Here is a 12,821-nt window from a genome sequence, read left to right as displayed (position 1 = left end):
GCCGATCACCCCGCTAACGGGGTCCTTTTTGCACGCCGATCCACAGCTTTACCGGATCGACCGCGACCGGCAAGCGCATCGCCGCCGGCAGCGCCGAGGGACTGAAGCGCGTGACGCTGGAACTGGGCGGCAACGACCCCGCGATCGTGCTGGAGGATGTCGACGTGCGCGAAACGGCGAAGGCCATTTTCGGCAATGCTTTCCTCAATGCCGGGCAGGTCTGCCTGGCGGTCAAGCGCGCCTATGTCCATGCCGACATTTACGACGCCATGTGCGCGGAACTGGCGACGCTGGCGCAGGCGGCGATCGTCGGCGACGGGCTGGAGCAGGGGACGCAGATCGGCCCCATCCAGAACGCGGCCCAATATGAGAAGGTGAAGGGCTTCCTCGACGCCGCACGGGCCGACGGCACGATCGTCGCGGGCGGGCAGGCGATAGAGCGCGCCGGCTATTTCATCGCGCCTACCATCGTGCGCGACGTCACCGACGGCATGAAGATCGTGGACGAAGAACAATTCGGCCCGATCCTGCCCGTCATCAAATTCGATGATGTGGAGGATGTGGTCGCGCGGGCTAATGCGTCCGACTATGGGCTTGGTGGATCGGTCTGGTCCGCCAATGTCGAGCGCGCCGCCGCCATCGCCGCGCGGATCGAGAGCGGACAGGTCTGGGTCAACCAGCATATCGCCATCGGCCCGCACATCCCCATGGCCGGCTTTAAGCAAAGCGGCCTTGGCGTCGAACAGGCGGAAGAAGGGCTTGCCGAATATAGCCAGTTGCAAGTCATCAACATCAAACGATGAGCGCCCTGTCGATCGCACAGGGCGCCACCGACGTCCCGCTGCTGGAAACGACTATCGGTCAGGCGCTGCTGAATATCGTCGCGGACCATGGCGACGGGCTGGCGCTGGTGTCACGGCACCAGTCCATCCGCTGGACCTGGGCGCAATTGCTCGCGCAGGTCGATGCCGTCGCCACCGGCCTGCTGGCGCTGGGCGTCGGCAAGGGCGACCGCGTCGGCATCTGGGCGCCCAATTGCGCGGAATGGACGGTGATCCAGTTTGCGACGGCACGGATTGGCGCCATCCTCGTCAACATCAACCCGGCCTATCGCACCAGTGAGGTCGATTATGCCCTGAACAAGGTCGGGTGCAGCCTGCTGGTCACGGCGCCGCGCTTCAAGAGCAGCGACTATGTCGCCATGCTGCGGGAAATCGGGCCGGACCGGCTGCCCGCGCTGCGCCATGTGGTCGTGCTGGGTGATGAACGGCATGGCGGCTGGCTGAACTGGTCCGATCTACTGGTGCAGGCCGATCCCGCCCGCCTGACCGGGATCGAGGCGAGCCTCGACCGCAATGATCCGATCAACATTCAATTCACCAGCGGCACCACCGGCCAGCCCAAGGGTGCGACGCTCACGCACCGCAACGTGCTCAATAACGGCTATTTCTCCGCCCGCACCATGCGGCTGACGGCTGCCGACCGGCTCTGCATCCCGGTGCCGCTCTATCATTGTTTCGGCATGGTGCTGGGCAATATGGCGGCGCTGACCAGCGGTGCGGCGATGGTCTATCCGGGCGAAGCCTATGATCCCCGGCTGGTGCTGGACACGGTGCAGGCGGAAGGCTGCACCATGCTGCACGGCGTGCCGACAATGTTCATCACCATATTGAACCAGCCGGACCTCGACGCCTTCGACATATCGACCCTGCGCACCGGCATCATGGCGGGATCACCCTGTCCCGAAACGGTGATGCGGCAGGTGATGGACCGGCTGAACCTGACGCAGATCACCATCGGTTACGGCATGACCGAAACTAGCCCGCTCACCACCCAGACCGCGACCGACGATCCGCTGGAGGAGCGCGTCACGACGGTCGGCCGCGTCCATCCCCATGCGCAGGCGAAGGTGGTCGGTCCCGACGGCGCGATCCTGCCCATCGGCCAGCAAGGCGAATATTGTTCGCGCGGCTATGCCGTGATGCTGGGCTATTGGAACGATCCCGAACGCACGGCCGACGCCATTGACGCCGATGGCTGGATGCACTCCGGCGATCTGGCGACGATGAACGCGCACGGCTATGTCCGCATCACCGGCCGGATCAAGGACATGATCATCCGCGGCGGCGAGAATATCTATCCACGCGAGATAGAGGAATATCTGCTCCGCCATCCCGCCGTCGCCGACGCGCAGGTGTTTGGCGTCACCGACGACAAGTTCGGCGAAGCGGTCTGCACCTGGATCATCCCCAGAGCGGACGCAATCCTGTCGGAACAGGATATACTCGACCATTGCCGGGGGCAGATCGCCCATTTCAAAATTCCCCGCTATGTGCGTATCGTCGACCGGTTCGAGATGACGGTGACCGGAAAGGCGCAGAAGTTCGAGATGCGGGCAATCATGGAACGGGAACTGGGCCTTGGTGGCTGAAGAGAATGGCGCGCAGGCCTATTTCCTGCGGATGGATGATGGCTGCTTCATGCCCACGGCCCATGTCGGTGGCGCATGGAATGTGTCGGAACAGCATGTCGCGCCGGCGATCGGCCTGCTGGTCCATGCGGTCGAGGCGGATCATGCCGCACGCCGCGCCGACCGCTTGCAGATCGCCCGCCTGTCATACGACATATGGGGCGTCATCCCGATGGACGCGTTCGAGATCGCCATCGTCGTGCTGCGCCCCGGCCGAACGATCGAACTGGTCGAGGCGCGCCTCAGCCATGGGGGCCGCACCGCCATCGTCCTGCACGCCTGGCTGACTCAGGCCTATGACAGCACGGCTCTGGCGGCGGTCAACTTCCCGTCGCTGCCACCGCCCGATGCCATGCCTGCTGGTAACCCTAAAGCGCTATGGGATGGCGGCTTCATCGCCAGCGTACAGGCGCGGCGGGAGGAAGAAGGGCAGGGGCGCGCCCGCTGCTGGGTCCGTTCGCCCTTCGCCCTGCTAGAAGGTGAGGCCGTGTCGCCCGCCGCGCGAATGATGGGGCTGGCCGACATCGCCAACGGCTTGGCACCTCTGGCTTCGCCAAAAGACGTTGCTTTCCCCAATCTCGATCTTACCGCCCATTTTTTTCGGCAGCCAACAGGTGACTGGCTAGGCATCGACTTGTCGGTGTCCGCCGGCGCGAGCGGCATCGGCGTGACACACAGCATTCTACACGATGACTGCGGGGCTTTTGGTACATCTTGTCAGTCCTTGACAATCCGTCCAAAAATTAATTAGTCGCAGAGAAATTATTCGTTAATCTTGTCTTTCCGAAGGTAGGGAAGGTGCTATGTAATAGCGGGCGGTACTTAGGTTACAGAACTATGTGCAGGAACCGATTTTCGTCGGGTGTTAGCCGCGCTGAATTTTATATTTTTTATGCGTGATCCGAGTCTGCTCTTAACGCGGATTTTTCACCTTATCGGTCGGTGAAGGCGCGTCATGAATGACCGCTTTCGGGAATGCGGATGCTATTGTCCAGCAGCCATAATTCAAAGGCGATCCGGTCTTTTGAGCTGGGGCGCTGTGCGCTCTATTATGGCGCGACGGTGTCAAGCTACAGCAGTTCATTATGATGGCGTCGATCTATATGCGCTTGCCCGGAAAAGGACGATATGTATCCTCCTGTCTTCGCGAGACGCTCGCCTGGAAGTCACCCATGCTGGTTCGGCAAACTGCCGGACTTTTTGCTGGCATTTGACAAAAAGGTGTGGATCGGCGTCGAAGCTGACCCCCGGCTCAAGTCGGCGTAAATATTTGAAAAGATTCTGTAAGAAGGGATATTGGTAGGATCCCAATCGGCGCTTATCGAGACCCCGCATCTGGATATTTCTATACTAGGTGTTTGATCCCACGGTTTGATGGTGCGATCCTTTCGTTGGAATGGAAGGAAGCATTATGGAGCGAGTACGTCACGGCAGCGCCACGACCACGCACGCCGTCCGAGCAGCAATACAGCGATCGCAAGCTTCGCTCGCGACGCTGAGCCGGGAACTGGGGATCAACCCCAAGACTGTGGCGAAGTGGCGCAAGCGGGCAACGGTCGAGGATTTGAAGACCGGGCCGAAGGCCCCTCATTCCACCACTTTGTCCGAAGCCGAGGAGGCGATGGTTGTCGCGTTCCGGCGATACACATTGCTGCCGCTGGACGACTGCCTCTACGCCTTGCAGCCGACGATACCGCATCTAACGCGGTCGGCCCTACACCGTTGCCTCCAGCGGCATGGCATCTCTCGTCTGCCAGACATCGAAGGTGACAAGCCCAAGCGTCAACGCTTCAAACGCTATCCGATCGGCTTCTTCCACATGGACATCGCCGAGGTGCAGACTGCCGAAGGCAAGCTCTACCTGTTCGTCGGCATCGACCGCACCAGCAAGTTCGCTGTCACCCAACTCGTCGACAAAGCTGATCGACGAACGGCGTGGGAGTTTCTCGAACACCTGCTGGAAGCCGTTCCCTATCGTATTCACACGATCCTGACGGATAATGGAATCCAGTTCGCTGACCAGCCGCGTAACCGCAACACAGCGTTCTCGCGTCAGATGCGCTTCGACATGATCTGCGAAGCCAACGACATCGAGCATCGGCTCACCAAGCCAAACCATCCATGGACCAACGGCCAGGTCGAGCGGATGAATCGCACCATCAAGGAGGCGACCGTCAAACGCTTCCACTACGAAAGCCACGAGCAATTACGCACGCACCTTGCAGACTTCATGGCCGCCTATAACTTCGCGCGGCGGCTCAAGACGCTCAGCGGCCTCACACCATATGATACATCACAAAAATCTGGACTTCAGAGCCAGACCGATTCATCGTCAATCCGATCCACCAGATGCCGGGACTGAACACCTAGTTTTCTAGACGCCTTCTGCTTTCAAAATCTGTTGCCGTTCGAACTGTGCGGGTGACAGCATCCCGTTCCTGACCTGCTTGCGGACCGGGTTGTAGAACATCTCGATGTAATCGAACACGTCCTGGCGGGCTTCATCGCGTGTTTTCTTCGTCTGCCGGGCATCTTCCCGGGCCCGTTGGCTCAGCGGACTCTTCTGCCAAGCATAGAAGCCGCTGGGCTGGATGCGCTAGCACCGACACATCGATCGAACCCGGAACTGATCACGATGCTCGGCGGCAAATGCGTATCTCACTTTGCATCCCTGGTCGAACGAAGTGACCGCAGGTCAAAGGGGCGGGCAAGGGCAAACCTGCGCCCGCGATAAGCGCTTCGCGCATAGCGTGATGATTCATAGCCTTAACAGGCTGGCGATGCGCAATCGCCCAAGTCTTTGCCTTGCTGCAGGTGACGGCTATGGCGTGGCCGAAGCACATTATAGCCAATTTGTCGCGCCTCTGTTCGCCACCCGCTAATCCGCGCGTCTTTGAAAATCGGGGAAGCCCGCCAATCAGGGGGCGATTGGCGGGCTTCCGCAGTCCGGCGCTTACAGGATCGATCGGCTCAGGGCATCAGAACCGTATCGACCACATGAATGACGCCATTGGACTGCATCACATTGGCGATCGTGATTTTCGACATGCCGCCCTTGGCATCGGTCAGATACCAGGCGCCGTCCTTCTGCCATGCGGTCAGGCTTTCGCCCTGCACGGTGGTCAGCACAGCCTTGCCGCCGTTCATCTTCGCCTTGGCCGCAATATCCTTGGCGGTCATCCGCCCGGCGACGACATGATAGGTCAGGATCTTGGTCAGCATCGCCTTGTTTTCGGGCTTCACCAGGGTATCGACCGTGCCGGCGGGCAGTTTGGCGAAGGCCGCATTGGTCGGCGCAAAGACGGTGAACGGACCCGCGCCCTTGAGCGTATCGACAAGGCCTGCGGCCTTGACGGCGGCGACCAGTGTCGTGTGATCCTTGGAATTGACGGCATTGTCGATGATGTCCTTGGTCGGATACATCGCCGCGCCGCCGACCATCGGGTTCTTGCCCATGTCCTTCGCCATGGCGGGCGCGCCGCCGGCAATGAGCATCGTGCTCGCCAGTGCAAGCGAGAGCTTCGTCAAGATAGTCGTCATGGAGGCTTCCTTCCTATGTCGCGCGTCGCGTCAGAGCGGGCGTGCACATCAGTTACGGCGGGAAGCGGTGGGTGGATGCAGGTCAGAAAAGCGATATTTTCCCTGCCGCGATCGGCGCGGAACTAGGAGCGTCGTGGGGCGCGCCAGCCATGGACTCCATGGTGACCGCCAGCGTCGCGCCTTCCGCCATGAAGCGGCGATAGGACGGGGCGACGGCTATGCGACTTTCGGCGCCACCGCCGATCAGGCCAAGCGAACGCGGCTTGCCGTCCGCCGGAATGATCCATAATTCGGGCGCGAGACGGCCCGACGCTACACCGGTCGGCCGCAGGACCAGGCCGCCCGAAGTCGGGTCGTAGCGCGCCAATATCATCGGTCCATCGGGTTCGCCGACCATCTGCGCCATGGCCACTTGCGCAGGCTGCTGAATGGCGACGGGCGCACCCGGACGCAGTAGCACGATCAGCGCCAGGGACGCCGCGACGGCAGCGGATGCCAGCGCGCACGCGCGCCACCAGCGCAGTTGACGCAGGGCCGGGTGTGCCGGCAATCCGCCGGCAACGGCTGTTTCGATGCCGGGCCATAAGGTTTCCGGCGGCGTCACAGCGACATAGTCGTCATAGAGCGGGGCAAGCCGCCTTTCCCATGCGTCGATCATATCGGGCGAGAAATCTGGATCTGCCATCAGGCGGCGCAGCGCAGCGGCGCGCGCCGCGCCGTCCAGCACGCCCAGCGCCAGTTCGGCGGCGATCGCGTCGCGCTCTTCGGGGGACAGGCCGTCAGCCATCGCCGATGCACGTCCTGAGTTGTTGCAGGCCGCGGCGGATCCAGCTCTTCATCGTACCAAGCGGCACCGCCATGCGATCGGCCAGTTGCGCATAGGTCAGCCCATCCAGAAACGCCGAGCGGATCGCCACGCGCTGTCGCGCTTCGAGTTCGTCAAGGCAGGCGAACATGCGCGCGCTATGTTGGTCACGCTCGATCACCATGTCGGCCAGGGGGGCGGCATCGGCGACCTCGGCCGCGGCTTCTTCCGGCGCCATGCCGGGCCGGCGCGAGGAACGGCACCAGTCGATGGCGGTATTGCGCGCGATCGCGCACAGCCAGGTAATGGGACTGGCCCGGCCGGCGTCGAACCGGTCAGCTCTGTTCCAAACCTTGATATACACGTCCTGCAAGATATCCTCCGCTGCGTCCCTGTCTGCGCAGATACGGAGGCAAATGCCGAAAAGTTTCGCAGACGTCATGGCATAGACCTGCCGAAGTGCGCGCCGGTCACGCCCGGCGACCCGCGCCAATGCGGTGATCAGCCTATCACGATCGGTGTCTGCGTCTCCCACAGGCGCGACCGTAACAATTTTTCGCCCCATTTCAATTGAAACGCGGCAGGGGGGCGAACAAATTGAGGGGGCTGGCCAAGCATGTGTCGATTGACGGGCCACCCGCAGCAGTGAGCTTGGCTGTCGTCATTAATCTAGTATGAGAAATAAATTGACGCCCGTCATAACATGCCGGCGTCGGCCGATGCGTTGCGGATCAGTGCCAGCATCTTGCGCCGCGCTTCCTCCCCTTCGCCGCGCATGATCGCGTCGAATACGGCGTCGTGGTCGGGCATGGGATCGCGGGATTCCCTGCGCTCGTCGCGTGCGAAGCGGGTGGTCCATGCGACCACTGCGGTGACGGACGTGGCCAGCGTGATGAGCGATTCGTTGCGTGTCGCGTGCAGGATCAGGCGATGGAAGCTTTGATCCGCGGCACGCCCTTCCGCGGTTTGCAGGCCAAAGCGGCGCATTTCCTCCAGCGCATGGCCCATGCGGGAAATATCCTGCCCATCCCGACGCAATGCCGCGAACTCTGCGGCGGCCGGCTCCACGACGATGCGCAGTTCGAAAATGTCACGCAGAAATTCGGCTGTAGGCCCGGCCTCGAACATCCAGGCGAGTATGTCCAGATCCAGCATGTTCCACCGCAAACGGTCGTTAATGCGGGTGCCGCTCTTGGTTCGGCTATGGACTAGCCCCTTGGCAGACAGGACGCGGACGGCTTCTCGATAGGCGGTGCGCGACACGCCCTGTTCGGCGCTATAGCGCTCCTCGCCCGGTAATATGTCGCCCGGCTGATAACGGCCACCGACGATCGCTACGCCCAGATCATGGGCGATCCGGTCATGCACGGCCCGCTGTGCCGGACTGGGAGGGCGGGAAAGCGGGTGATCGTCTGCTTGAGTCATGCCGCCTTCGTCCGCCCTGCCACCCTATCCGTCAAGCCTGATCCCGCCAAAAGGCAGGAATTGGTATGAGGAAAATTGGCGATATGGCGTCTAATCTCATTACTCCGTCAAATTATAGCTTGAATCCGTTTCAAACAAACGTAATCTAGTATGAGAAATAAAAAATGACTCGGAGGGGATGTCATGATGAAAAGCGGAATAAAGCTGTCCATATCGTTGTTCGCGCTGCTGGCGGCGCAATCGGCCTTGGCCCAGGCGGTCGAAGGCAAAGGAGCCGGGGAGGCGACCGACGGCGACATCATCGTCACCGGTATGCGCGCCAGCCTGTCGTCGGCGCAGAATATCAAGCGCAACGCCCGGCAATTGGTGGACTCGGTCGTGGCCGAGGATATCGGAAAGCTGCCCGACAATAATGTGGTGGAGGCGCTTCAACGCGTGCCGGGCATCCAAGTGTCGCCCCGCGCCCGCGGCGAGTCCGCGACCGTGCTGATCCGCGGCCTTCCCGACGTGGTGACGCTGGTCAACGGCCGCAACATCTTCAGCACCACCGGCCGCTCGCTCTCGCTGGCGGACGTGCCCGCCGACCTCGTTGCCGGGGTGGACGTCTACAAGTCGCGCTCCGCCGATCAGTTGGAAGGTGGCATCGCCGGCCTCATCAACGTCCGCACCCGTCGCCCCTTCGATTTCAAGGGCTTCGAGTTCGCGCTGGCGGGCCGCGAAGTCTATAGCGAGCAGCCCGACAGAATCGATCCCTATGCCAGCGCGCTGATCAGCAACCGCTGGTCGACCGGCATAGGAGAGATCGGCGCCCTGATCAGCCTTTCCTATCACAAGACCCGCTATCGCGACGAAACCATCTATAGCGGCGGCTATTTCGGCTATAATCTCGACAACAGCCGAGCGCCCTACACGCCGGGCGTGCCGCTCGATCCCCGCGGCACCAGCCCGACCGATCCCAAGGCCTTCCGTACCGACGTGATCGGCGCTTTCGACCGGATCGGCACCCGCACCCGCCCGGCGGTCAACGCCACGCTGCAATGGGCGCCGGACGATCGACTGACCATCCACGCCGACGGCCTGTTCTACGGCTATCGCGAACGTGGCAACAGCAATCAGAATTTTACGTCGATGAACGGCGCGCTGCTGGCGCCGCTTGTGTTCGTGGACGACACCAAGCTGGTCCAGTCGCTCAGCATAGCCAACGGTCGCGTGGCCAATTTCGGCGGCGCCTACCGGAACAAGGCCGATCGTTGGCAGGGCGCGCTGGGCGCCGACTGGACCAGCGGCGACTGGAAGGCCGCGACGGAATTCTCCTACACCCGGTCGAAGGCGACCGATGTGGGCAATAATCTGGACGTGGACTTTATCGCCTCGCGCACCGACGCGGTGTTCAACGATGGCTCGGGCGCGCCCCATTTCACCCTGCCCAATGACGATATGGCCGATCCGGGGCGTTACTATCTCTCGCGCCTGTCCACTACCCGCACGGTCGGCGACGGCAAGGAACTGGCCTGGCGCGGCGATCTGTCCTGGCGCGCGCCCTTCCTCATCTTCTCCGGACTCGACGCCGGCATCCGCCTCAGCAAGCGCAACGCCAAATCCGACAGCTTCACTCAGACCATCAACTGCTCCGCGACCGGTGCGGTGCAATGCTACAGCATCAAGGCGGCGAGCCTGCCCGGCCTGATGACGGTGACCCCCGGCGATTTCTACACCGGGACGCGCCAGTTCGTGCGGCAATGGGCGACGCCGACCACCGGTTATCTGCTGAACAATATCGGCTCGCTGCGCCAGTTGTTCGGCCTTGCGCCGGGCGATCCGGCCTTTCAGGATACGCAGCATTTCGACATCGAGGAAAAGAACTATGCCGGCTATGGCCAGGCCAATGTGGAAGTCGGCCGACTGGACGGCCAGATCGGCGTGCGCGTCATCCGCACCGACATCACGTCCAACGCCTTCCTGGTCCTGCGCGGCGCGACATCGCCCGTCACCATCCGCAACAAGAGCACCGACATTCTCCCCAGCCTGGCACTGCGCTACAAGCTGAAGGACAATCTCTTCCTGCGCTTCGCCGCCAGCAAGACGATCACCCGTCCCAGTTTCGCCCAGCTCAATCCGGCGCTCACCCTCACGCCGCCCGTACCGGGGCAACAGCCCTTCGGCCGCGGCTCCAGCGGCAATGCCGACCTGAAGCCGGTGCGGTCGGACAATTACGACCTCTCGCTCGAATGGTATATCGACCGGTCCAGTTCGATCACCGCGACGATCTTCCGCCGCGACGTCACCGGCTTCATCCAGTCGGTCACCAGCAATTTCGACATCGACTATCTGGGCGCGGACAATGGCGTCTATCAGATCACCCGGCCGGAAAATTCCGGGTCCGGCAAGTTGCAGGGGATCGAGGGTGGCTTCACTTTTTTCCCCAAGGGCCTGCCGACCTGGCTGGACGGCATCGGCATCAGCGCCAACGGCACCTATATCGACGGCAAGAACAAGGCGCTCTCGCCGCTGCCCGGCGTGACCGGCTATATGGACATCCCGTTCCAGAACGTGTCCAAATATTCTGCCACCGGCACTTTCATCTATGAAAAGGGCGGTTTCTCCGCCCGCGCCTCCTATGTCTGGCGCGACACCTATAATGCCGGCCTGCACTTCACCGGCGTCAATCCCAACTTCATCACCAACGGCCAGATCAGCAATCTCGACCTGTCCTTCTCCTATGAACTCAATCCCAGCTTCACCATCGTCGCCGATGCGACCAATGTGCTGAAAAATCTGTATCAGACCTCTTTCAACGACCCCGGCCTCTATCCGCGCGACACGGTTCTCTACACGCGCACATTCGCCGTCGGGTTCCGGGCGAAGATCTGATGTTCTTATCGAGAGGATGCCATATGACGATTTCCAGGGTGATCGCTTCGCTGTCCGTGCTGGTGGCGCTGCCGCAAGGCGCCGGGGCGCAGGACGCAAGACAGGTCGCGATCAGCGTGGACGCGGGCAAGGCCGTGGGCAAGCTGCCGCCCGTCTGGCGCTTCTTCGGCGCGGACGAACCCAATTATGCGACCATGAAGGATGGCCGCAAATTGCTGATCGAACTGGGTGAATTGAAAAAGGGTCAGGTCTATTTCCGCGCCCATAATCTTTTGAGCAGTGGCGATGGCACGGCCGCCTTCAAATGGGGCAGCACCAACGCCTATACCGAGACGAAGGATGGCAAGCCGGTCTATAACTGGGCGATCGTAGACGGCATCATCGACGCCTATCTGGCGGAGGGCATCCGCCCCTATCTCCAGATCGGCTTCACCCCCGAAGCGATGGCCAACGCCCCGGCGGGCACACCCTATCGCCATAGCTGGCGTCCCGGCTTCGCCTATAATCTGATCGCCACCGGCTGGACCTATCCGCCAAAGGATTATGAAAAATGGGCGGAGCTGATCCATCAATGGACGCTCCACAATATCGAACGCTATGGCCGGGCCGAGGTCGAGAAATGGTATTTCGAGGTCTGGAACGAACCCAACAGCCCCTTCTACTGGAGCGCCAGTCCCGAGGAATTCTACAAGCTGCACGACTATGCCATCGCCGCCGTGCGCAAGGCGCTGCCCACCGCGCGCGTCGGGGGGCCGGACGTCGCGGGGCCGGGCGGCACCTTCATGGACGGATTCCTGAAGCACGTCTCTTCCGGCAAAAATTATGCGACCGGTGAAACCGGCACGCCGACGGACTTCCTGTCCTTCCATGCCAAGGGCAAGCCGACCTTCGTCGACGGCCATGTCCGCATGGGCATCGCCACCCATCTGCGCGAAACCGATGGCGGCTTTACCAAGGTGCTGTCGATCCCCTCGCTCGCCGGCAAGCCGGTCGTGATCGGCGAGAGCGACCCTGAAGGCTGCGCCGCTTGTCCGGGGCCGGCCAACGCCTATCGCAACGGCACCATGTATAGCAGCTACACGGCGGCCAGCTTCGCGCGCATCTGGGAACTGGCCGAAAGGCGGAAGGTCAATCTGGAAGGCGTCGTGTCCTGGTCCTTCGAATTTGAGGATCAGCCCTGGTTTGCGGGCTATCGCCAGCTATCGACCAATGGCGTCGACCTGCCGGTGCTCAACGTCTTCCGCCTGTTCGCGCAACTGGGCGAAACCAAGCTGGCCACGACCAACGATGCGCAGGTACCACTGGACGTGCTGATGAAGAATGGGGTGCAGGGGGATGCCGATATCGGCTCCATCGCCACCCGCACCGCCGATGGCAAGGTCGCGCTGCTCGTCTGGCATTATCATGACGACGATGTCGCCGGGCCGGACGCCCAGATCCGGCTCAGCCTGAACGGGATCAAGGGCAAGCCAGCGCAGGCCAAGCTGTGGCGGGTCGATGGCGATCATGCCAACGCCTTTTCGGCCTGGAAAAAGATGGGATCACCCCAGTCGCCCAATCAGGACCAGTATAAGCAACTGGAGGCCGCTTCGGTGATGCACGCGGAAACGCTGCCCGTCGCGACGGGCCAGCGCGGTGGCGCCAGCGTCGATCTGCGTCTGCCGCGTCAGGGCGTCGCCCTGATCGTCATCGACGGCCAGTAAGCGCCAG

The 12,821-nt window shown here is 62.0% G+C and carries 9 protein-coding genes and 3 pseudogenes; 6 read left to right on the top strand and 6 right to left on the bottom strand.

From position 1 onward, the window contains the following. Positions 1-38: 38 nt before the first annotated feature. The 4 genes and pseudogenes from SBA_RS20990 (at position 39) to SBA_RS20975 (ending at position 4,840) form a co-directional block, all read left to right on the top strand. Positions 39-803, top strand: a complete 765-nt coding sequence (locus SBA_RS20990; protein ID WP_315975828.1) for an aldehyde dehydrogenase family protein — start codon at positions 39-41, stop codon at positions 801-803. After that, positions 800-2,431, top strand: a complete 1,632-nt coding sequence (locus tag SBA_RS20985) for an AMP-binding protein (protein WP_261936866.1) — start codon at positions 800-802, stop codon at positions 2,429-2,431. The genes SBA_RS20990 and SBA_RS20985 overlap by 4 nt, the downstream gene beginning before the upstream one ends. After that, positions 2,424-3,221: a thioesterase family protein gene (locus SBA_RS20980; RefSeq protein WP_261937485.1), complete on the top strand. Its 798-nt coding sequence runs from the start codon at positions 2,424-2,426 to the stop codon at positions 3,219-3,221. The genes SBA_RS20985 and SBA_RS20980 overlap by 8 nt, the downstream gene beginning before the upstream one ends. A 660-nt stretch (positions 3,222-3,881) precedes the next feature. Next, positions 3,882-4,840: pseudogene (locus tag SBA_RS20975) on the top strand (IS481 family transposase). A 4-nt stretch (positions 4,841-4,844) separates the two neighbouring features. Here SBA_RS20975 and SBA_RS20970 read toward each other — a convergent pair. The 6 genes and pseudogenes from SBA_RS20970 to SBA_RS20950 all read right to left on the bottom strand — a co-directional run. Next, positions 4,845-4,997 (bottom strand): annotated as a pseudogene (locus SBA_RS20970) (IS3 family transposase); the annotation flags it as partial. Next, positions 4,986-5,144, bottom strand: a pseudogene (locus SBA_RS25320) (IS3 family transposase); the annotation flags it as partial. The pseudogenes SBA_RS20970 and SBA_RS25320, both read right to left, overlap by 12 nt. Before the next feature lie 296 nt (positions 5,145-5,440). Beyond that, positions 5,441-6,010 (bottom strand): fasciclin domain-containing protein, encoded by a 570-nt coding sequence (locus tag SBA_RS20965; RefSeq protein WP_261936865.1) that lies wholly within the window; start codon positions 6,008-6,010, stop codon positions 5,441-5,443. Positions 6,011-6,092: 82 nt separating this feature from the next. Continuing rightward, on the bottom strand, positions 6,093-6,797 hold the full coding sequence (locus SBA_RS20960) for an anti-sigma factor (protein ID WP_261936864.1): 705 nt from the start codon (positions 6,795-6,797) through the stop codon (positions 6,093-6,095). After that, the gene (locus SBA_RS20955; protein ID WP_315975827.1) at positions 6,790-7,257 is read right to left on the bottom strand and encodes a sigma-70 family RNA polymerase sigma factor; all 468 of its coding nucleotides are present in this window, start codon (positions 7,255-7,257) and stop codon (positions 6,790-6,792) included. Before SBA_RS20955 ends, SBA_RS20960 begins: the two co-directional genes overlap by 8 nt. A gap of 254 nt (positions 7,258-7,511) precedes the next feature. Next, positions 7,512-8,240 carry a FadR/GntR family transcriptional regulator gene (locus SBA_RS20950; protein ID WP_261936863.1) on the bottom strand — a complete coding sequence of 243 codons (729 nt, stop codon included), beginning with the start codon at positions 8,238-8,240 and terminating at the stop codon, positions 7,512-7,514. 183 nt (positions 8,241-8,423) lie between these two features. On the opposite strand from SBA_RS20950, the gene SBA_RS20945 reads away from it, so the two are divergent. Together SBA_RS20945 and SBA_RS20940 are read left to right on the top strand one after the other, a co-directional pair. After that, entirely contained in the window at positions 8,424-11,111 is a 2,688-nt protein-coding gene (locus tag SBA_RS20945) for a TonB-dependent receptor (RefSeq protein WP_261936862.1), read from the top strand. Positions 11,112-11,134: 23 nt separating this feature from the next. Beyond that, the gene (locus tag SBA_RS20940; protein ID WP_261936861.1) at positions 11,135-12,814 is read left to right on the top strand and encodes a GH39 family glycosyl hydrolase; all 1,680 of its coding nucleotides are present in this window, start codon (positions 11,135-11,137) and stop codon (positions 12,812-12,814) included. Positions 12,815-12,821: the final 7 nt, after the last annotated feature.

It is taken from the genome of Sphingomonas bisphenolicum (assembly GCF_024349785.1).
Classification (GTDB): domain Bacteria; phylum Pseudomonadota; class Alphaproteobacteria; order Sphingomonadales; family Sphingomonadaceae; genus Sphingobium; species Sphingobium bisphenolicum.
The sequence above is the reverse complement of the archived record's forward strand: the minus strand, read 5'-3'. Positions and strand labels throughout refer to the sequence as shown.

Bases quoted from the DNA above. Each gene is read 5' to 3' on its own strand.
- SBA_RS20985 (WP_261936866.1), top strand. From the start codon at position 800: ATGAGCGCCCTGTCGATCGCACAGGGCGCCACCGACGTCCCGCTGCTG.
- SBA_RS20965 (WP_261936865.1), bottom strand. From the start codon at position 6,010: ATGACGACTATCTTGACGAAGCTCTCGCTTGCACTGGCGAGCACGATG.
- SBA_RS20960 (WP_261936864.1), bottom strand. From the start codon at position 6,797: ATGGCTGACGGCCTGTCCCCCGAAGAGCGCGACGCGATCGCCGCCGAA.
- SBA_RS20955 (WP_315975827.1), bottom strand. From the start codon at position 7,257: ATGACGTCTGCGAAACTTTTCGGCATTTGCCTCCGTATCTGCGCAGAC.
- SBA_RS20950 (WP_261936863.1), bottom strand. From the start codon at position 8,240: ATGACTCAAGCAGACGATCACCCGCTTTCCCGCCCTCCCAGTCCGGCA.
- SBA_RS20945 (WP_261936862.1), top strand. From the start codon at position 8,424: ATGATGAAAAGCGGAATAAAGCTGTCCATATCGTTGTTCGCGCTGCTG.
- SBA_RS20940 (WP_261936861.1), top strand. From the start codon at position 11,135: ATGACGATTTCCAGGGTGATCGCTTCGCTGTCCGTGCTGGTGGCGCTG.